At 40.7% G+C, this 20097-nt stretch carries 20 protein-coding genes and 1 riboswitch; of the genes, 7 read left to right on the top strand and 13 right to left on the bottom strand.

Annotated features, from left to right (window positions below; all coding sequences use genetic code 11):
• Window positions 1-462: 462 nt before the first annotated feature.
• The 3 genes from JK635_RS16000 (at window position 463) to JK635_RS15990 (ending at window position 2890) form a co-directional block, all read left to right on the top strand.
• Entirely contained in the window at window positions 463-663 is a 201-nt protein-coding gene (locus JK635_RS16000; protein ID WP_202654959.1) for a hypothetical protein, read from the top strand.
• A gap of 584 nt (window positions 664-1247) precedes the next feature.
• A complete protein-coding gene (locus JK635_RS15995) occupies window positions 1248-1409 on the top strand; it encodes a hypothetical protein (RefSeq protein ID WP_202654958.1) in 162 nt (53 codons plus the stop codon).
• Window positions 1406-2890, top strand: coding sequence for a recombinase family protein (locus JK635_RS15990; RefSeq protein ID WP_202654957.1), 1485 nt, complete (start codon window positions 1406-1408; stop codon window positions 2888-2890). Before JK635_RS15995 ends, JK635_RS15990 begins: the two co-directional genes overlap by 4 nt.
• A gap of 19 nt (window positions 2891-2909) precedes the next feature.
• On the opposite strand, the gene rlmD is transcribed toward JK635_RS15990, so the two are convergent.
• The 8 genes from rlmD to cax all read right to left on the bottom strand — a co-directional run bounded on the left by rlmD (window position 2910) and on the right by cax (window position 12457).
• Entirely contained in the window at window positions 2910-4298 is a 1389-nt protein-coding gene (rlmD, locus tag JK635_RS15985) for a 23S rRNA (uracil(1939)-C(5))-methyltransferase RlmD (RefSeq protein WP_202655034.1), read from the bottom strand.
• A gap of 15 nt (window positions 4299-4313) precedes the next feature.
• Complete coding sequence (locus JK635_RS15980) at window positions 4314-5180, bottom strand: DNA-3-methyladenine glycosylase family protein (protein ID WP_202654956.1); 867 nt, start codon at window positions 5178-5180, stop codon at window positions 4314-4316.
• A gap of 248 nt (window positions 5181-5428) precedes the next feature.
• Window positions 5429-6670, bottom strand: a complete 1242-nt coding sequence (locus tag JK635_RS15975) for an ATP-binding protein (RefSeq protein WP_202654955.1) — start codon at window positions 6668-6670, stop codon at window positions 5429-5431.
• Between the two features lie 165 nt (window positions 6671-6835).
• The gene (pdaA, locus tag JK635_RS15970) at window positions 6836-7573 is read right to left on the bottom strand and encodes a delta-lactam-biosynthetic de-N-acetylase (RefSeq protein WP_202655033.1); all 738 of its coding nucleotides are present in this window, start codon (window positions 7571-7573) and stop codon (window positions 6836-6838) included.
• Window positions 7574-7850: 277 nt separating this feature from the next.
• Window positions 7851-9368, bottom strand: a complete 1518-nt coding sequence (locus tag JK635_RS15965) for a fumarate hydratase (RefSeq protein ID WP_235888167.1) — start codon at window positions 9366-9368, stop codon at window positions 7851-7853.
• 410 nt (window positions 9369-9778) lie between these two features.
• On the bottom strand, window positions 9779-9976 hold the full coding sequence (locus JK635_RS15960) for an SE1561 family protein (protein ID WP_202654954.1): 198 nt from the start codon (window positions 9974-9976) through the stop codon (window positions 9779-9781).
• Between the two features lie 133 nt (window positions 9977-10109).
• A complete protein-coding gene (locus JK635_RS15955) occupies window positions 10110-10877 on the bottom strand; it encodes a YfkD famly protein (RefSeq protein ID WP_235888166.1) in 768 nt (255 codons plus the stop codon).
• Window positions 10878-11386: 509 nt separating this feature from the next.
• The gene (cax, locus tag JK635_RS15950; protein ID WP_306792955.1) at window positions 11387-12457 is read right to left on the bottom strand and encodes a calcium/proton exchanger; all 1071 of its coding nucleotides are present in this window, start codon (window positions 12455-12457) and stop codon (window positions 11387-11389) included.
• Window positions 12458-13146: 689 nt separating this feature from the next.
• Between cax and JK635_RS15945 the strand changes: the two genes are divergently transcribed.
• Window positions 13147-15072 (top strand): heavy metal translocating P-type ATPase, encoded by a 1926-nt coding sequence (locus tag JK635_RS15945; RefSeq protein WP_202654952.1) that lies wholly within the window; start codon window positions 13147-13149, stop codon window positions 15070-15072.
• Window positions 15073-15520: 448 nt separating this feature from the next.
• Here the strand turns inward: JK635_RS15945 and JK635_RS15940 are convergent, their stop codons facing one another.
• Together JK635_RS15940 and JK635_RS15935 are read right to left on the bottom strand one after the other, a co-directional pair.
• Window positions 15521-16357: a YihY/virulence factor BrkB family protein gene (locus JK635_RS15940; RefSeq protein WP_202654951.1), complete on the bottom strand. Its 837-nt coding sequence runs from the start codon at window positions 16355-16357 to the stop codon at window positions 15521-15523.
• Between the two features lie 23 nt (window positions 16358-16380).
• On the bottom strand, window positions 16381-16728 hold the full coding sequence (locus JK635_RS15935) for a YtxH domain-containing protein (protein WP_202654950.1): 348 nt from the start codon (window positions 16726-16728) through the stop codon (window positions 16381-16383).
• Window positions 16729-16906: 178 nt separating this feature from the next.
• On the opposite strand from JK635_RS15935, the gene JK635_RS15930 reads away from it, so the two are divergent.
• Window positions 16907-17131 (top strand): DUF1128 domain-containing protein, encoded by a 225-nt coding sequence (locus JK635_RS15930; RefSeq protein ID WP_202654949.1) that lies wholly within the window; start codon window positions 16907-16909, stop codon window positions 17129-17131.
• A 31-nt stretch (window positions 17132-17162) separates the two neighbouring features.
• On the opposite strand, the gene map is transcribed toward JK635_RS15930, so the two are convergent.
• Complete coding sequence (gene map / locus JK635_RS15925; RefSeq protein WP_202654948.1) at window positions 17163-17912, bottom strand: type I methionyl aminopeptidase; 750 nt, start codon at window positions 17910-17912, stop codon at window positions 17163-17165.
• 268 nt (window positions 17913-18180) lie between these two features.
• Between map and JK635_RS15920 the strand changes: the two genes are divergently transcribed.
• Window positions 18181-18504 (top strand): helix-turn-helix domain-containing protein, encoded by a 324-nt coding sequence (locus JK635_RS15920; RefSeq protein WP_202654947.1) that lies wholly within the window; start codon window positions 18181-18183, stop codon window positions 18502-18504.
• 77 nt (window positions 18505-18581) lie between these two features.
• Here the strand turns inward: JK635_RS15920 and JK635_RS15915 are convergent, their stop codons facing one another.
• Both JK635_RS15915 and JK635_RS15910 read right to left on the bottom strand, forming a co-directional pair.
• Window positions 18582-18707 (bottom strand): anti-repressor SinI family protein, encoded by a 126-nt coding sequence (locus tag JK635_RS15915; protein WP_202654946.1) that lies wholly within the window; start codon window positions 18705-18707, stop codon window positions 18582-18584.
• A 34-nt stretch (window positions 18708-18741) separates the two neighbouring features.
• Window positions 18742-18833, bottom strand: a riboswitch (cyclic di-GMP riboswitch).
• Between the two features lie 557 nt (window positions 18834-19390).
• A complete protein-coding gene (locus tag JK635_RS15910; protein ID WP_202654945.1) occupies window positions 19391-19762 on the bottom strand; it encodes a DnaJ family domain-containing protein in 372 nt (123 codons plus the stop codon).
• 80 nt (window positions 19763-19842) lie between these two features.
• On the opposite strand from JK635_RS15910, the gene JK635_RS15905 reads away from it, so the two are divergent.
• A complete protein-coding gene (locus JK635_RS15905) occupies window positions 19843-20085 on the top strand; it encodes a hypothetical protein (RefSeq protein ID WP_235888148.1) in 243 nt (80 codons plus the stop codon).
• Window positions 20086-20097: the final 12 nt, after the last annotated feature.

The raw sequence follows: 20097 nt of genomic DNA, 5'->3' as shown, positions 1-20097 counted from the left end.
TATGAATAATATGAGTTATATTTTTACTATTGCTGCCGAATCGGATTTATCCTCAACCTAAAAGCAATCATAGCTAATTATCTCAAACAAAAAAGAAGCCCTTCACACCAACCAGTTTGAAGGGTTTCTTACTTGGTAGCTTATATAAGCCACTGCAATTTATGTTATTTCATTATAGCCATTTTGTGGATATATTTGCAAATTCCTCATTTAAACCATTAACCATTCTAGGTTAAAACTTCCTCTAAAGTAAATTCATAATAATAAAATGTTGCATACTTTTTCTGAAAAGGTTTTATTAAAGTCACAATATTTGAGATAAATCCCCAAAAGGGCTAGAGATGCCACCCTCTGTCAAAAAGCTGTCGTTTGGTAGTGTTCGACATGAAAGAACTACGAACAGGATAACCGTGGGAAATGCCCTTAAGTCACGCTAAATAAGAGGTCAGGTGAGCTGAGCCGATGCGACAAAGAAAATCAGCACTAGCAATCATTAATCAAGGTCTTTCTGCTGTTTGGGCTGGATTGCTGGAGAAGGAGCGGGAACGGCTCCTTGTAAGTAACGGTTCGGTGGAGTTTCGATTGGTTACGGCCAATGGTGCTTGTCACAATATATGCGGGCGAAACTGCATATGCTTTAACTTAAAGCAAATGACAAGATGAAGAAATTCAGGTATTAAACAGCAGCAGCATCCGGGTTCCCAGCTTCGCACTAAAGTATATACCCTTTGATAAATACCACTGCCTCTGTCCCTTGAATCAAGAATCTCTTGTTTTCTGGGGATAGGGGTGGAGTATTTTCATAGTCAGTAACCCGCATAACCTAAAAGTATATATCCCCTCCAATCTGTTTTGGAAGGATAATTACAACCAACAAATAAACACGCCTACAATGAAAAGTGCCTTAAATAAATCATCTTTCCTTACATATTTGCAACTCGCACTTAGCTTGATATACACATCCTTTGGTTCCTTGTTCGGTTGATAGCCAGCTTTATGACCACATATAAATATTAAATTTTATATCTAGGACACTGTCCACCTTTTCCATTTATTCTACATATTACCTATTGAATTTATTTCTGTAATGGTTATGTTTCTTCCTGTCGGTGGATGAACTGCCGAAATCAAATTAAACTTCAGGAGGAATTATACCAATATGGATAAATAACAGAAAAACATTCTTAGTATGGTCACAATACCGAAATTTATACATCATAGACAAACATCAAGGGAGAGGAAATTAAATGAAAGTTATTCGATCATATGCTTCACCAAATAAAGGTGTGAATCTGCAGCGGATTCTACAACAACTCGTTGAATTAGAACTGGAAAGATTCGTCAATAATAAGACAGTAAACTCACCAGCATCTCATGAAAAAATTGCTCTAGGTGGTGATTGTGCATGAGATGTGCAGTATATGCTCGTGTTTCAACGGAAATGGATTCACAAAGGACATCGATTGACAACCAAATTGACATTTATACTAATTACGCAGCCCAACAAAATTGGGAAATCGTTAAGGTATTCACAGACAAAAAGTCTGGTACCAAAAGAAACCGGCCCGGGCTAAGGGTTCTAATTGAAGCCGGAAAAGCTGGAATGTTTGACGTCATTGTAACAAAAGAGTTATCACGGATAGCTCGGAACGGACAACTTTCCTATGAACTTTGGAACTTATGGCAGGAAAATGGCATTCATTTAGTTTGTCTGGACGGCTCTATTAACAGTGTGGAAGGAAATGTTCAGAACTTCGGATTATTTGCCTGGCTTTATGAAAATGAATCAGCTAACAGCAGCCGCCGTAACAAACAAGCTAAAAAGGTAAAAGCACAACGGGGACTGTTTGTCGGCTCAAATCCTCCATACGGATACAATTGTGAAAATGGAATTCTTAAAATAAGAAATGATAACTCACCGGACATTGTCAGACGGATTTTCCAAGAGTATTTAGACGGTACTGGAATGGATACAATCGCGAAAACATTAACAACGGAGGGTGTTCTTACTCCTTCACAAGCGGCTAATAAGACGAACGCTTCGAACTTATGGCATGCTTCCGGTGTCAAGAATATCTTGAATAACCCTCATTACTGCGGTGATCTTGTCCAGAACCGGACAGAAACGATTTCCGTGACCTCTTCTAAACGGAGAGAGTTAAGCGATGACGGTGTCGTGATTATCGAAAATACCCACGAAGCGATCATTCCAAATGAAACCTTTAATGCCGTACAGGTGATGATAGAAAACCGTACAAGAACAGCTACCACTCCGAAGAAACACCTTTTTACCAACATTCTTTATTGCGAAGAATGTCAAAAAGGCATGTGGTTAAAAGCCAATCAAAAGGGATACCGCTGCGGCGGAAACATTAGACATGGTGATACCTTTTGTCTTAACAAGGTGGCCGTTCGGGAAAAAGAGCTTATGCATGTGATTATGGAGGACTTAAAAGCACTGTTTAACTCTCTAAAGGGAGAGACCTTCTTAAACTCTCTATTAAATAAGCTTAATGTAAAAAAGCGGAACGTTTTAAAAGAGCTAGAAAAGGCCCAATCCGAAATAGATAAATTAAGAAACAAAAAGCTCGAATATGTAGACCTCTATACTGAATATGTCATTTCAAAAGAAGATTTGGTTGAATATCGAGAATTAACGGACAGCAAGATTAAGGACCTTCAAACCAAAAAAACCGAACTTAATGAGAAACTACAGGAATACGACAATGAGGATTACGCCATTAATATCGGCAAAAAATTAAAAGACGTCCTCAACTTAACGGAATTGACGCCGCAGGTCCTTCATTCCCTGGTAGAGAAGATCACATGTAAGAATGATGGCACCGTCCACATTCAATACAACTTTGTTAATCCGCTGCAAGAAACGTAAGAAGGCAACGCCCAATGGGTTAGTTGCCTTTCTTTAAAATGAGTTGCGAGATACATTCCACATGGCTCGTATGTGGAAACATATCCACCGGCTGGATGTATTTCACATCATAATTCTTACTTAGCACTTGTATATCCTTCGCCAACGTAGATGGGTTGCAAGAAACATAGATTAACTTTTTTGGTTCAACCTGCAATATCGTTTGCAGCAGCTGACTGTCGAGGCCTGTTCGCGGCGGGTCCACCACCACTACATCGGGCTTCCAGCCTTTTTTTACCCATTTTGGCAAGACTTCTTCTGCTTTTCCCGGGACATATTTCGTATTGGTGAATCCATGGCGTTTTGCATTTTTCTTGGCGTCTTCAATCGATTCCGAGATCACGTCCATGCCGCGGACTTCTGCAGCCTGATCGGCGAGCCATAACCCGATCGTCCCGACGCCACAATAAGCATCAAGCACTTTTTCTGTTCCTGTAAGATCTGCTGCTTTTTTTACTTCATTATAAAGTTTTAGGGTTTGCGCCGGATTTAACTGGAAGAACGTTCTTGCGGATAACTCAAATTGCAAATCGCCTAATGTTTCCTGGATAAAATCTTCACCCGCAAGCTTCACCGTTTCTTCGCCAAAAATTAGTGATGTTTTTTCACCATTGATGTTTTGCACAATCGATTTTACCCGAGGAAGTCGCTTTTGAATTTCCGCAATAATAAGAGCCTTTTTCGGCAGTTCTTTTTGGGAAGTAATTAAGACCACCTGCAGTTCGCCTGTTTGCACTCCTACACGGGTAACAATCGTGCGGACAATCCCTTTCCACGTTTTTTCATTATAGATGGGGATGTGCAGGTCTTGTAAAATTCGCTTTACCACAGCTGTTGCTTCAGTTGTTTGTGGATGTTGCACCGCGCATTGGTCGATATCGATTAACTGATGCGAATTGAGACCATATAGACCGGCGAGCAGTTTACCATCTTTTTCACCAACTTGAAAGCTGCTTTTATTCCGGTAACCCCAAGGATTTTCCATCCCTATTGTTTCGCGGATATCAAGTTTTTCCAGTGTGAGCTTTGTATGGCGTTCAAGTGCTTGGATCACAATATCCCGTTTTTCCTTGAGCTGCTGGCTATAAGCAAGATGCTGCAGTTGACAGCCGCCGCATTGCTCATAAATCGGACAAAGCGGCCTTACCCGATGAGGTGACTTGATACGGATTTTTTTGATCCTGGCTTCGGCATATTTCGAATGAATTTTCGTAGCCTCAACCACTACTTCTTCACCTGGAAGGGCCCCAGGCACAAAGACAACTTGTTTTTTAAAATAACCGACGCCTTCGCCATTAATCCCAAGCCGTTTAATCGTCAACGGGAATGTCTGCTTTGGTTCGATTTTGATTGCTGCTTCTGTTTTCATCATGTTCACTCCAAATTATTCAATGCTGCGCCATAAATATAACGAAGCATAGCTTAAGTATGGCTCCCATCCTTTTATATAGTGTGCCATTTCTTCATTAGTCGGTTTTCGTTCAAGCTGGTACAGTTTTTTAAGCGCATTTTGAATTCCGATGTCTGCCATTGGAAAAAGATTGGGGCGGCCCAGTCCAAAGAGAAGAAAATTTTCTACCGTCCACTTGCCGATTCCGCGCACTTTAGTCAACCGATGAAAAATTTCCTCATCCGATTCCCTTTTTAAAGCTTCCAGATCTAATCCATGATCGACAATTTCCCTGGCAAAGCCAATGATGTATTCTGCCTTCCTGCCGCTCATTTTTATTTCGCGCAGTTGTTCCACTGTTAAAGTAGCAACTGTCTCCGGCTGTGGATTAAACCATAGACCATCTATTTCAAAGCCAAATGTTTTAACAAATCCCTCCGTTAACGTATAGGCAAATTTCATATTAATTTGCTGATGAATAATACATTTGGTTATACTTCCAAATAGATCGAAATCCAGTATAAGCGGTGTCCCGATAAAGGTCTGGAAAATTTCTTTTAAGTCGGTCTGTTGAAAATACTGGTGGATCCGCTTTAATGGAACATTCCATTGAAAAATCTCGGCGATGCGCTGAATTAGCGCTGCTTTATCGGCTTCACTTTTTCCGGAAAGATGGAATGCCGGCTGGTCAATTGTGCCAATAGCCTTTACATCGACCACATGTGGCCGGTCATCAATAAATATCGGCACCCGAATCGACCTTTGCTCCAGGTTTACCTGCTTCAGTGGATCAGGCTGATGCCTATCCAATACACTATCAAAATTATAAGGACCATCTATCTTTATTGTTTCTTCCCACACAGAATCATTCCATCCTTTTTCCCCGATTATAACACGAAACAATCAAAAATCGATAATTGGTAGAAAATGTGTCCACTACAGGAAGACAAATGTCCACGAATGGTGTCAGGCACCAAAATGGAGAGGCGCCAAAATGGAGAAGCACTAAAATGGCGAGGCATCAAAATGGCGGGGCATCAAAATGGTACGGGAGGGTGAAGGCAATAAAAGGAACCAAAAAATGGCATCAAAAACAAAAAAGCGCCTTGTTATGCGCTTGGAAATTGGATGGTGAAGGTTGTGCCGATTCCGGGTTCGCTTTCGACGTTGACCCTGCCTTTCATTGCTTGGATAAGTTGGTACGAAATGGTGAGTCCGACACCGGTGCCTTTTTCTTTTGTCGTGTAGAAAGGAGTACCAAGTTTTTCTATTTGATTCGCTGTCATTCCTTTGCCAGTATCACTAATGTCAATCGATATCAGGCCGTCCTTTTCGAAGGCGCGGACGGTCAAAACTCCCTCGGTAGTCATCGCTTCAATGCCGTTTTTGATGATATTGACTAAAAGCTGCTTCATTTCCCCTCTGTTTCCCTTCACATAAAGAGAATCTTGAATATCGGTTTCAATCGTAATATTTTGGATATTCGAGTAAGACTTCATAAGTGCCAATGTTTTCTTAACTTCATCCGAAATATTGATCGAAGTTAGCTCTTCCGTATTTGGCTTCGCTAATGATAGGTAATCATTGATGATGGATTGGGCATGTTCCAGTTCATTCAAGGCAATCCGAATATACGATTTTTGCGATTCCTGTAAATTGTTATCATCGGACATCAACTGCAGAAAGCCGCGTACTGAAGTCAATGGATTCCTCACTTCATGAGCCACGGAAGCTGCCAGTTGACTGACTACATTTAACTTTTCATCTCTTTGTAGTTTTTCACGGATCATCATTTGCTGATTGACATTTTCAATCACAAAGACAACCAGCATTAAGCACACCCAGGTGATAGTGTAGAAAATTAACATAAAGCTGATTTGTGAACTTTGATTTTTGGTGAATAATGTTAGCATCACAATAAAAGTATTCGTCCAAAACACTAAACTAATAAACACCAGTTTGTGCTTCTTATGAAACGAGGCAATTTTCTTCCCTGTAAGAATTAATAAAACGCAGGTGAGCGAATAATTGATGAGGACGACGGTAAATCCATCACCCCCAATGATAAATCGATAAATCATCAACACGACCCAAGTTATTAATCCTGGTATAGTTCCCCCATAGATAAATGAAATCATAAAGGGAATAATTCTAAAGTCATAAACATACCCTTCAGCAAATTTAATAGGAAAGGACATCGCTAGAATTAGTATGATGAGCTGAATGATGGTCAGTTTTGAATGAGGCTTTCTCCGGTCACGTTCATTTTCATTAAAAAATAAATGATAAACGAGCATAGGAAAGAGGATAATTAATACTTGAAATAATACAACCTTGTAATAAATAGACATAAAAAACTCCTCAAACCTTTATTTTGAAATAATGGAAGGTTGCAACTAACTAAGGGTATCCTTAGGATAATATGATTTTTGAATTGTGTAAATAATAAACTGATTATGGATAATAATTTTTGTATAATTGGCCATAAAAAGACCGGACTTCGCTGAAATCCGGTGTTACTTTTTCTTCGTAATATGGTCAAGGCTTTTGAATTCATAGCCCTTCTTTTTCAAATCTTGGATGGCTTTTTCCAAGGCATCGGCATTATCTTTGGAGACGGAATGCAATAGCAGCACGCAGCCTGGATGAATTTGTCTCATGATATTGTCATAAGCGTATTGCCAGCCTCTTTGTTGGTTAATGTTCCAATCGACAAATGCCAGTGACCAGAATACATGTGTGTACCCCGCATCTTTTGCAACCTGTAATGTCTTTTCGCTAAAAATTCCGCGCGGTGGGCGCAAATACTTCATTTCCTTCTGCCCGGTTAATTCGCTCGTTTTCGCCTTCACTTTTTCTAGCTCATCGCGAATTTTCGCATCACTCATTGTCGTGAAATCCGGATGACTCCAGGAATGATTGCCGATGATATGCCCTTCTTTCACAATCTGTTTCGACAGTTCAGGCTGCGATTCTAAGAAATGACCTGTGACAAAAAAGGTCGCCGGTACCTTTTCCTTTTTTAATACCTCAAGAATTTTTGGCATAAAGCCATTTTCATAACCAGCATCAAAAGTTAAGTATAAGGTCTTTGTGCCTGGGTCGCCTTTGTAAAAAGCACCGTATTTGGCAAGAATCTCATTGTACTGTGCACCAGCATCCGGCGGCTGCTCGTTTACGGCTTTTTTAAATCCCCAATGAATCGGCTGATTGGATATTGCGTATGTAATATTTGGAAGCAACAGGACGATCATACTAATGATCGTCACGATTATTTTTTTCAACTGTTTTCCCCCTCGATAAATTGTTTTTTATAGTGTTAGTTTTATCAGGGAAAACATAATTGGTAGATTGTGGCGATGGTTGAAGATAAATGCGGCCTTTCGTTACACCTTCGTGTGATAAGTCATGGGGAGGCTTACAATTTCCCCTATTCCCGTCCCTTTTTTACAAAGTTTGGGACAAATTGGATCCTAGCAACTAAAATAAAAATAGACCCGCCCGAAGGCAAGTCTATCCGACCTTGTTGATTTAAAATACCCGTTCTTTAAATTGGGCTAGTTTTTCCAGAGAGGATTTGTCAACATCAGCATGGAGGCTGTTTCCATGAGAGTCCATGGTGACAACGGCGCGGAAACCTTTGACGCGGAGATGCCACATGGCTTCAGGGATACCGAATTCCATCAGATCCACACCTTCAACTGCTTTGATACAGTCAGCATAGTATTGAGCAGCGCCGCCGATCGCATTCAAGTACACACCACCGTGCTCTTGCAAGGCAGCTAATGTCTTCGGACCCATGCCGCCTTTACCGATTACAGCGCGGATGCCGAATTTCTTCATGATGTCACCCTGATAAGGCTCCTCGCGAATACTTGTTGTTGGGCCGGCAGCCTTCACATGCCAAACGCCGTCTTTATCCTTCAGCATAACCGGGCCACAGTGGTAAATCACTTGCCCGTTCAAATCAACCGGTGCGTCATGATCATTTAAATATTTATGAATCGCGTCACGGCCGGTGTACATTAAACCGTTAATCTCGACCACATCGCCGACTTTCAACGAACGAATTTGTTCCTCTGTAATCGGGGCTTGCAAAGTAATCACGTCTTCTGAGCCAGACGCAGCCGTTTCTTTCTCTGCCTCGTTAGCAGCTGCAAAGTCGATAAATTCACCATCTTGATAGGCCCATTCGATAATTTCACCGGTTTCAGGGTCAACGCTTACGCCCATGCGGCGGAATGCCCAGCAGTTGTAGGCGACGGAAACAAAGAAGCTCGCCGGGATACGGTGCATGGCGCCAATTTTACAACCCAGTAAAGTGGCTTCGCCGCCGAAGCCCATTGTGCCGATACCCAGTTTGTTGGCATTTTCCATTACATATTCTTCAAGCTTGCGCAGATCTTCATTAGGGTTCACATCTTCAACGGGACGGAATAATTGTTCCTTCGCTAAGTCATAGCCTGAGGAACGGTCACCGCCAATACCGACGCCGATGAAGCCGGCGGAACAGCCTTGACCTTGTGCCTGATAAACGGAGTGCATGATACATTTGCGAATTCCGTCAAGGTCGCGTCCGGCACGTCCTAGGCCTTCCAATTCACACGGCAGGCTGTATTGAATATTCTTGTTTTCGCAGCCGCCGCCTTTTAAAATGAGCCGGACATCGATATAATCTTTTTCCCACTGATCGAATTTGATAACTGGCACCCCTTCGCCTAGATTATCACCGCTGTTTTTGCCTGTTAAGGAATCAACCGCGTTTGGACGTAACTTTCCATCTTTGGTTGCTTGGACGATCGCGTTTTTGATCGCCGCTTTCAGTTCCAATTGGTTTACGCCAACAGGAGTTTTAATTTTAAAAGTTGGCAGACCAGTATCCTGGCAGATTGGCGACACTTGCTCATCGGCCATGGCAATATTATTGGTGATCGTGGCCAGGCTCATTGCGGCTCTGGTGCCAGCATTTTCTTTTTCCTTTGCCGCCTTCACTGCCCGGCGAACATCCTTCGGAAGCTTTGTCGACGTTTCTACGACCAGTTTATACATGCTTTCTTCAAACTTTGCAATATTCACGAATCTGTTCCCCTTCCCTTTGTTCTTACAATCTTTATTAAAAATATTGCAATTATTTAACCGCTTTAATTATACTCCTATAAGCAGTTTATTTAAAGGATTTGGCTGCAATCGATTACAAGGGACAGTTAGAAAAGGGGCGATGTTTTCGTGACAAGCAAAGCAGAAGCTCATTCTTTTGGCAGCGTTCCTAAGAGGGTAGCACCTTACAAGGCCAGCACCCGGTCTTTGTGTGACACTTGTTCTAGTGATGCGTTCAATGTGGAGCGGGACAATTCCCTTCTTTTTCAATAGATGACAACTCGCCAATTGGCGAGTCCGTTAAGGCGGTTCATGAGGCGTAACTGAATTTATGCTTTCCTAGTCAAAAAAAGCCTGCTCTATTAAACAGGCTCCTTGACGTCACGATTTTTAAACTCACGGCATTTTGATTCCATTTCGTCAACGATGGCAATTAAACGATCAATATCATTAAGATCCGTTTCTTCCGGATCAATTGCATCCAATACTTCGATAAACATATTTAATCGCTGCTTTAAAAAGTTTAGTTGAGAATTCTTATCAAAGGTCGGACTGCCCATCTCTCCACTCTCCTTTCTAACCGTTATCATCCTACCTAATTTTCCGGGCTTTGGCAATGTTATCCCCTGCGAAATTTTGAAAAAATAAAAGACTCCCGCATTCCTACATGGGAGTCCCCGGCTGCGCGCCCTTTTATCTCGGTCGCTCAGATGCAACAAAACCAAAGGAAACGTAATCCTGTACAGGAATCCAAGCGCCGATTCCTTGCGAGGTAACATTTTTAATGACGATGAATTTGCGATTGCCTTTCAGCATTAAATAGACCTCGCCGTATGTTACTTTCCCTTTTTCACTGATGGCCGGGGCATAAGCGTAAAGATAGCCCAAGCGCTTCGCTGGAATGTTGTAATAATGGTCATTTTTCGTGCCGGCGCCAATGACCGCATCAAAGGATAAGGGAAGATTGGTCTTTTTCATTGCTTTTAGCAGCATCATTTTTTTCACTTCTTCGGCATTTGGAATTTTTGCTGTCAAACCGCCGCGAACAATTTTCTGTGATTCCTGGACATACTTGATTCGATATGGCGAATTGCCGCCACGGTTGTCATAGTAATTGGTATTTATTTTTTGATACTCCCAATTTGGTGAGGTTTCAGCTGATTCGTAGTTTAAGGCCCACTGCCCCAGAAAGATGATCGCCCGGTAACCGATGGCAAATGGAGTCCCGTTTATGGTTGACTCATTCAGCATCCGGATTAAATCAGGATTTTCAATTTTTACATTCGATGAGTTGATTAATTTTTTTGTTAAATCACTTGGCTGCAAATAGGGCAGGTCCTGAGTGGAATTCGGGTAGGTATTTTCCTTTGTAATACTGCGAACGGACGCAGGAATTTGATATTTTCCTGGTTCCTTCTTTATAGGGGCTTTTTCTGCCTGAGCAGCAGGTGTTATTAGCATAAAAAGCAATGTCATCAGGACAGCAAACGATTTTCTCACTGGGTGAAACTCCTTTCATTAATAGCGTAAACACGTTTGCTAGTAGTTTTTTCGAAGAAGATAAATATTATCCATTTCCCAGGGCAAGTTTGGAAAAGAATTTTTCAAATAAACATCCAGGTATCCATTTGTCAAAGTGTTTAAAGTAACAAAAATATAATAATCAGAATGTTTACAAAACTACAATTAAGATTTATAATGTAGTTAACCTTTCAAAAAAGGAGGGCTGCAATCAATCGACTAACCAGATGATCGATAATTCATAAGGAGGTAGGAATACTTTTCTTTATGCTGTCAACTCTCGTGTTTGGCTTGTGTATAACATAACATGAAGGTTGGTGATTGATGGTCCCATATAAAAGCGATTGATTTAATCCCGGAAAAAAGTAAACGTACATGGTAAAATGAAAGTAAAAAGACTCTTAAATCGCCTTACGACGATATAGAGTCTTTTTTGTTTGCCCACATCATCATAGGAGATAGAATCCAATCCCCATAATGATGTACGCAGCTATTAGGGTCAAGCCCTCAAACCAGTTGGTTTCGCCATCGTTGGAGATGACAACCATTAGAAGCACGGATGATGCCATCGCGATCAGTTCCTGCCAGGTAAATAACAGCGGCATCGATTTCTCAAACAACAAGGAAACTAGAACAAGTACAGGGGCGACAAACATCGCTATCTGAAGTGTCGAGCCGATGGCAATTTCAACGGCGACATCCATTTTGTTTTTCACGGCCATCATAACGGCAGAAGCATGTTCTGCTGCATTACCGACAATCGCTACAATGATAATCCCGATAAACAGCTCGGACCAGCCGAACGATTCGGCGACATATTCAAATGTATGGACAAGATGTTCCGAAATATAAGCAACTGCCAAGGTCGCAATTAATAAAACGAAAACAGCTCTGCCAATCCCCCATTCCGGCTCCTCATCATGGTGCTCACTTAATGCATCACTCTGATATACTCCACGGTGGGTGACTAGTTTGAAAAGCAAGGCCGCTAAATATAACACAATTAACGTAACGGAAATACCAATGCTCAATGTTAATTTCTTTGGATCGTTCATATGCATGGAAAACACTTCTGGAATGACAAAGGCAACAATAATCGCAAACATTAACAGCCCGGAATTATGACGGGCATCAAACACATTGAATTTCTGCCGTTTAAATTTCAACCCGCCGACAAAGAATGATAGCCCGGCCACGAGCAGCAGGTTTCCTAACACAGAACCTGTTAAAGAGGCCAAGACAACCCCTACAAGTCCGGCTTTTAAGGAAAAAAGGGAAATAATTAATTCAACGGCATTTCCAAACGTCGCATTTAACAGCCCGCCAATCCGCGGCCCGGCGACAATTGCCAGACTTTCCGTGGCCCTCCCCATATAGCTTGACAGGGCAATAATCGTTAAACAATAAAGAATAAATAAAAGAATACTTGGCCAGTTCATGAATGTGCCGATAACAGAAACCGGAACCCCGATAAATGTCATCAGCATAAAAATCTTATTTGTCACTAAAGTAACCTCCAAATTGATTTCTATCTATAAATCATATTTACCAGTCAGAAAACTCGTACAGCCCCAACTTCATTTCCCCATTCATGAGTTGTGCTCTCTGCACTTTTTTATCCAAAAAAAGATTATCATTAAAATAATTGCCAAGACAACATTTTTCTTGCAAATCTGGGTTATTCCCGTTACCACCATGGAAGAATTATTTTGCAGCATTTTTTTCAGCTTTGGCAGCTTATGCGGACCAATAATCAGCAGTTTATTCATTAAAGATCTTCAGCATGTGAGCTTCTATTATAGTATTAGCACGATTCTTTTATCTATATCCTTTCTTATTTTTATCTTTAGAAAAAAACCACATCTGTTAGCCAAACAAAACCACTCAATATAAGCAGCAAATTCACAGCTTATGCATACAATGAATAGCAGGAAAAGAAAACCGAATAAATTATTTTTGAAAAAACGCTGTCATCTTTGGATGACAGCTTTCATGTTTTTTAGGAAGTAGTGAGGTTGATTATTCTTATCAATCCCTTCGTCAAAATATAAATTTTTAGTTAATAATTATTATCAATCTAGGACAACAAACTTATTGAAGTAATGGGAATGTACTTGAATATCATTCTCAATTATAAATAAATTTTATCAATTAAAATTGACTGAATTTTTTTCTTACGCTATAATTGGGTTCAAGGAGGGAGAAACAAATGGGGTCTGAAGCGAAGACTATAGCTAAGGGGATTCAAAAGATTAGCTTTATTGATAAAGTAAAACCGCATGTCGAACTGATTGCAGCAGGATTAAGCGGAGTATTGATTGCCGTGGGGTGGCTTTTTGATCAATATAACCAGGAAGCAGATTCCATTATTGCTTATTTACTGGCCTTTGTCATTGGTGGATTTTTCAAAGCCAAGGAAGGTATTGAGGCCACCTATGAAAACAAAGATTTAAATGTAGAAATGTTGATGATATTTGCAGCAGTTGGATCAGCCATTATCGGGTACTGGACAGAAGGAGCGATATTAATTTTTATTTTTGCCGTCAGCGGTGCCCTTGAAACCTATACGATGAACAAAAGCCATAAGGAGATCTCTTCACTTATGGAGCTTCAGCCCGAAGAAGCCCTGCTCTTGATAAATGGTATTGAAAAAAAGGTAGCCGTTTCCGAATTGCGGGTTGGTGACCATATTTTAATTAAACCAGGCGAACGCGTTCCGGCTGACGGAGTCATTATAAAGGGGCGCACCAATATTGATGAGGCGGCAATTACCGGGGAATCAATGCCGGTCTCTAAAGGAAACGAAGATGAAGTATTTGCGGGAACGGTCAATTTGTCCGGTTCCATCACCGTTCAAGTAACAAAAGCCAGCAATGATACATTGTTTCAAAAAATCATTCAGCTTGTGCAGTCTGCACAAAGTGAAAAATCACCATCACAGCAGTTTATTGAACGCTTTGAAGGAACTTACGTAAAGATTGTTCTTCTTGTAGTCATCGCGATGTTTTTCCTGCCGCACTTTCTCTTAGGCTGGAGCTGGCATGAATCATTTTATCGCGCGATGATTCTGTTGGTCGTTGCATCGCCTTGTGCTCTTGTTGCCTCGATTATGCCAGCAACTCTTTCTGCTATTTCCAACGGGGCACGCCACGGCATTTTATTTAAGGGCGGCGTTCACTTGGAAAATTTAAGCCATTTAGGAGCGATTGCCTTTGATAAGACAGGCACGCTAACAAAAGGAAAACCGGAAGTAACAGAAGTCATTGTCAAAAACGGGCTTGATCAGGATACGCTCATATGGAAAGCAGCTTCGATTGAAAATCATTCTAATCACCCGCTGGCACAGGCCATTGTGAAATATGCCAAACAAACGACTGGAAAGGACCTTTTACATCCCGATAGTTTGGAAGATGTACCAGGCTGGGGAATCAAAGCAGAAATCGCTGGAGAGCAATGGAAAATTGGTAAAGCTGCCTTTGTTGGCCGGGAAACTGCCGAAAATGCCGCTGATCCTGGAGATGTGAGAGCAAAAGAACTGGCCAGCCAAGGGAATACACTCGTTTATATCGAAATCAACGGCGAGACGAGTGCGATAATCGCCCTAAAGGATGTTGTTCGAGAAGAAACAAAGGTCGCCATTGACCAGTTGAAAAAGCACGGTATTCAAACGGTTATGTTAACAGGCGACAGCGAAAAAACAGCCCGGGCGATTGCGTCCGAAAGTCATGTCGACGAATTTTTTGCAGAATGTCTGCCGGAAACAAAAGTAGACCATCTAAGGCAACTCAAAACAAAATATCAAACTGTCGGGATGGTCGGCGATGGCATAAATGATGCCCCGGCGCTGGCGATTGCCAATGTCGGAATTGCGATGGGAGAAGGAACAGATGTCGCGCTTGAGACAGCAGATGTCGTATTGATGAAAAACGATCTGCCGCGGATTGCCGAAGCGGTCAGCCTGTCGCAACGGATGAACCGAATCATTAAACAAAATGTGATTTTCTCGATTTCCGTCATCGTTTTATTAATTTCGTCTAATTTCTTTCAGTTCATTGACCTGCCGTTTGGAGTCATCGGACATGAAGGCAGTACGATATTGGTTATCCTTAACAGTTTGCGGTTATTGAGGAATTAGGCTCTTTTTGGGTACCATCGCTATTTATCGGTTAGGATTTCGGTATTTGGGGGTTGCTTAGGTATTTGGTGGTTGTTTAACCAATTATCGAATAGGGCTTGATCTTTAGCGGTGGAATTAGGACCTCGGTATTTGCCGATGACTTCTCCTCACTGCCGGATCGGCCCAGGTTGCTTAATAAACGTTTATCTAATTGAAGACCGGGTGGAATAATAATTCCCCCGGTCTTATTGCCATTCATATTCCTTAGTGATAACCGTTAGAGCCGTTGGCGGAGCCGGAAGTCTTGTTCCCTTTACTGCCTTTTCCTTTTTGTTTCGTCCCGCCATCTTTTTTTGTATGCTTGGTCAACGTCCAAACCTCCCTGTATATGCATAGGGACTTCGGCAAAAGCACCGCGTCCACAATCATAGTTTGAACAGATAACCCTTTTTCATAAAGGTAACTATTAGCAGTTGGAACGGTTTTTTTTAGTGAAATAGGCGTTAATTTCCCCACCTAAAATAATGATAAAGGCGGAGATGTACAGCCAAATCATCAACACAATGACAGCCCCAATACTGCCGTAAGTAATCGTATAATTACTAAAGTTGCCTACATAAAAGGAAAGGCCAAAGGAGGAAACAATCCAGCCGACCGTCGCAAAAGCAGCCCCAGGAAAAGCACTGCGGCAGCGAAGCCTCACATTCGGTGCAATCCAATACAAGCCGGTAAAAATGACAAACAAAATAATGGCACTGCCAACGATGCTAAAGGTATTCCACAGCTTAATAAACAAGTCAACATAGCCAAATTGTGTAAAGACAAATATGCCAATTTCTTTCCCGAAAATCGGCAAAATTAAAGCGAATATGAACACGAAAATCATCCCAACCGTCAGGAGAATTGCCATTCCCCGGGCCACAATGAATGACCTGCTCTCCTTCACATCATAGGCTTTATTAAAAGCTCTCACAATCGCATTAATCCCATTAGAAGCCGACCAAATGGTCCCGATAATCCCGAAGGAAAGCAAGCCTCCGCTGCGATGACTCATGATTTCCCCAGTCGTTTTTTCAATAAACTTCATCGTGTCGACCGGGGCAAATTCGCGAATAACAGCAAGGATATCCTGATGGGGAATCGGAATGTAAGGGATCAATGTAAACAAAACAATTAGAAGCGGGAAAAGAGAAAGAAGAAAATAATAGGCCAATTGAGCGCTTAATCCCGGGATATCATCTTCACCAATTCGATGCCACATTAATCGAATGAAAGAGGAGCGAACATTCCTATTATTCCCCATCTTGACCTCTCCTTCTTCATCATTTAATCATTCGGTACTTTATCCTCGAGGAGGTCTTCCAAGCCTTCAGAATCATCACTCTTGGTGAAAGTATCCTTTGTTTCCTTTATGATTTCAGTAACTTGCGGTGTTAATTCACGAAATTCGTCCACCTTTTCGGCAATATATGAAAAGTCTTCACTCACCTGTTCGATCGTTGATTTAATTTTCGCTGCCGTCTCTCCTGGATGTCTGACAATCTTGTAGACATTCTTTGCTGATTTTTGGACATTGTCCTTCATGATTTCTCGAGTATCTTTGTCGAACAAACTAATCGCACCACCGGCAATTGCCCCAAGTAACATTCCTTTCCAAAACTGATTTTTCTTCATATGTACTCTTTCCTTTCTTGTTCAAACATCTTCCTACTTTTCATTTTGCTTCATACCAGCTTTTGATGCAAGTCTTGGCTGGCTATTTTTACTACATGAAATGGGAAATAGGTTTTTGATTGACAGGATACCATGAACATGAAAAGATAAAAGCAAATAGCTTGAAGGAGTGTCGGACGTGGATTTATCGCAGAAAACAACGGAAAATGTCGAATACATGATTGAAAAAATAAAAGAAAAATTAAAGGTATTAAACCTGGGAGCCATCAAGCCATCCCACTTTAATGAAGAAATGTATGAAGAACTTAAAGAAATTTATGAAATGGTTCTAAGAAAAAACTCCTTCAGCCCCAATGAAATGCAGGCTCTTGTGGAAGAATTGGGAAGCTTAAGAAGAAAATAAGGGGCTGCCCCAAAAAGGCAGCCTCCTGCTATTATTCCTGATCGGTGATAATTAGCGGGCCGTCCTTGGTGATGGCAATTGTGTGCTCGTATTGAGCAGAATAAGTTCCATCAACCGTGCGGGCGGTCCAGCCGTTATTGTCCATCTTTGTATAATGCATCCCGATATTGACCATTGGCTCGATGGTAAACACCATGCCTTCTTTAATCCGCGGGCCTTTGCCAGGTAGCCCATAATGAGGAACATCCGGTTTTTCGTGAATCACAGCACCAATTCCATGGCCGATAAAGTCGCGCACCACGGATAATCCCTCGCTTTCAACATAGGTTTGGATGGCGTGACCAATATCGCCAATTCGATTACCAATAACCGCTTGTTCAATTCCCTTATAGAGGGCTTCTTTAGTAACCTTTAATAAATGCCCCGTTTCTTCTGAAACCTTGCCAACCGCGTAAGACCATGCTGAATCCGCCAATGCCCCGTTAAAATTAACAACCATGTCGATCGTTACGATATCTCCTTCATTAAGCGGCGTTTTACGTGGAAAACCATGGCAAATTTCATCGTTAATACTCGCACAAGTGGCATACTCATAACCTTTGTAGCCCTTTTGCTCGGGGGTTGCATGATGCTCACTTAAAAATTTTTCAACAAACTGATCAATCTCCCATGTGGTGATTCCGGGCTGAATCAGTTTCGCTATTTCTTTATGACAGGCTGCCAGAATTTCACCTGCTTTTTTCATCGCATCGATTTCGCGTTGTGATTTTAAAACAATCATTTGAAAGGGTCCCCTTCCTTTTTCATATATTTTATGTAAAATGGCCTGGAATTTTCTGCTTCTAGGGAAAGATGTAGCGTATACTGATTCGCTGACAAGAAACTATGAGTTTCTCCTCATTCAAAGGAACACTATTTATATTAACCCTATCCCAAAGATTTTTCAAAAAAACTTTATTTTATCAGAATCCTTTGTTCTTAATATGGTACTTTCTCATTCTTTTTGATAAAATATAATTAATATTATATAAATTAGGTGTGTGAGAAATATGATAGGTGACCGCGTTAAACGATTCCGCTCAGAAAAGAAAATGTCACTATCCGAACTTGCTGAACAAGCCGGTGTTGCAAAATCCTATTTAAGTTCATTGGAAAGAAATTTGCAAAAAAACCCTTCGATTCAATTCCTCGAAAAAATTGCCCATGTCTTAAATATTCCGGTTGAATATTTAATTCATGAACAAATTGACAAAACTGAGCTCGATAGTGATTGGATGAATTTGGTTAAGGAAGCAATGAATTCAGGTGTTTCAAAGGATCAGTTTCGTGAATTTCTTGAATTCAATAAATGGCGCAATAATCAAGATAAATAAGGAACAGGTTTTGATTGACGTAAAAAAGCATTCTGCATGTTTGATTGCAGAATGCTTTTATTTTTGTATGTACCCGACTAAGTATTCTTTTGGTTAAGGAAACTTTGCACTTCCGCTATGGTTAACCCCAGTTTCTTGGCTTCCAATATCAGATATACCCATTCTTCATCAATCTTTTCAACTACGCTCTCAGATAAAACCACTAATTAACACACCCCTAAAATACTTTGTCGTATTCCAGGTAACCCGGCCATCGTAGCAAGTAGGGTACTTGCCTTAGATCCTCGGCTTTGCGTCCCTATTTTTCAATAGGTTTGCCTTTTTCTGCAAAATCACTCTAGTAACCCAACGATATGACTACTAAAGTTAGGACTAATTTACTCACTTATATTAAGTAAGATCATTATATCTAGTTCTTTTTTAACGGGGTGTTAGAATTTGTCATCCTATTTTAATTTTTTTACTTCTTTTTTACACATATTTTTTCAAAATTCTACAAAGTAAATTGATCATTTTACCAAGGAGAAAATTTTAAGTCAAGTATCTAAAGATATTTTTTAAAAAATCCCAAAAAATATTTGTCTAAATTGTGACAAATAGCATATAATATAAATAGAACAAAATTTATTAAAAATTATTAATATTCTAAATATTGGAGGGATTCAACTATATGACACTTGTTCATGTTTTAAATTTCTCGATTCCCATTGCCTTTATGGTCTTTGCCGGTTACATGCTGGACAGATTGTGCAAACCATCCCCGCAAGAAGAAAAAGCTGGCGAAAAGTAATTCGGTAATAAAACGATTCATGCGCACAGCCTTTTTTGATTCGGTAAGTGTTAGACAGATGAAGCCCGATAACCAACCATAAATATATCTACTAAATTACTTCAACCTGGATTGAATCTTAACCTCATAGTTTTTAAAAATCGATGAATTCGTTTTTTTCCCTCGCTTAGACATCAATTGATTAAATCGCAGCAGTTTTTCGTTTAACTTTTTTTGAAGGAGTTCCCTGTCGTCGTCTTGGCATTTTTTTAACAGGTCTTCAATTGACATCATTTCCTGACGTAAAGTGTTTTCTTCCTCGGTATATCCAGCATTTTTTAACAATTTATAAGCCATGCGCAATTCCTCTGGGATGGCCGACAAATCTTCTAATTTCAGCGGCTTTCCCATACCTGGAAGATTGTCAAACTCGCCATCCTTGTACGCTTTTTTAATCCGTTCCTCGGAAATCTTCTGAAACATATCCATCGCCTTCTCCTCCTTTACGCCATTTAATTTATTATAGCAAAAATCCTGGATTAAATTGACGATACCAAAAGTTCCCGGTCATGATTTTTGCCGGTGAGCAAATAATAATTGCGAAAGGAGTGTTGAAGATGGGTCGCGGTGAACATTTTAACCACACAAACAAAAATCATCCAGGAAATTTTCCCAAGAACACTGTTCGTAAAAAAATCGCATTAGAGGAACTGGGTGACGAGGAATTTCTTGTCACCCAAGAAGCTTTTAAAAATAGATTGGCGGAAGACGAAACGAACGACACCGCTCGGCTTCTTCCGAAAAAAAGATAAAGAAAACTTGCT

The sequence above is a fragment of the Neobacillus paridis genome, from assembly GCF_016765675.1.
GTDB classification, from domain to species: domain Bacteria; phylum Bacillota; class Bacilli; order Bacillales; family Cytobacillaceae; genus Neobacillus; species Neobacillus paridis.
This window is presented reverse-complemented; position numbering and strand designations above follow the sequence as displayed.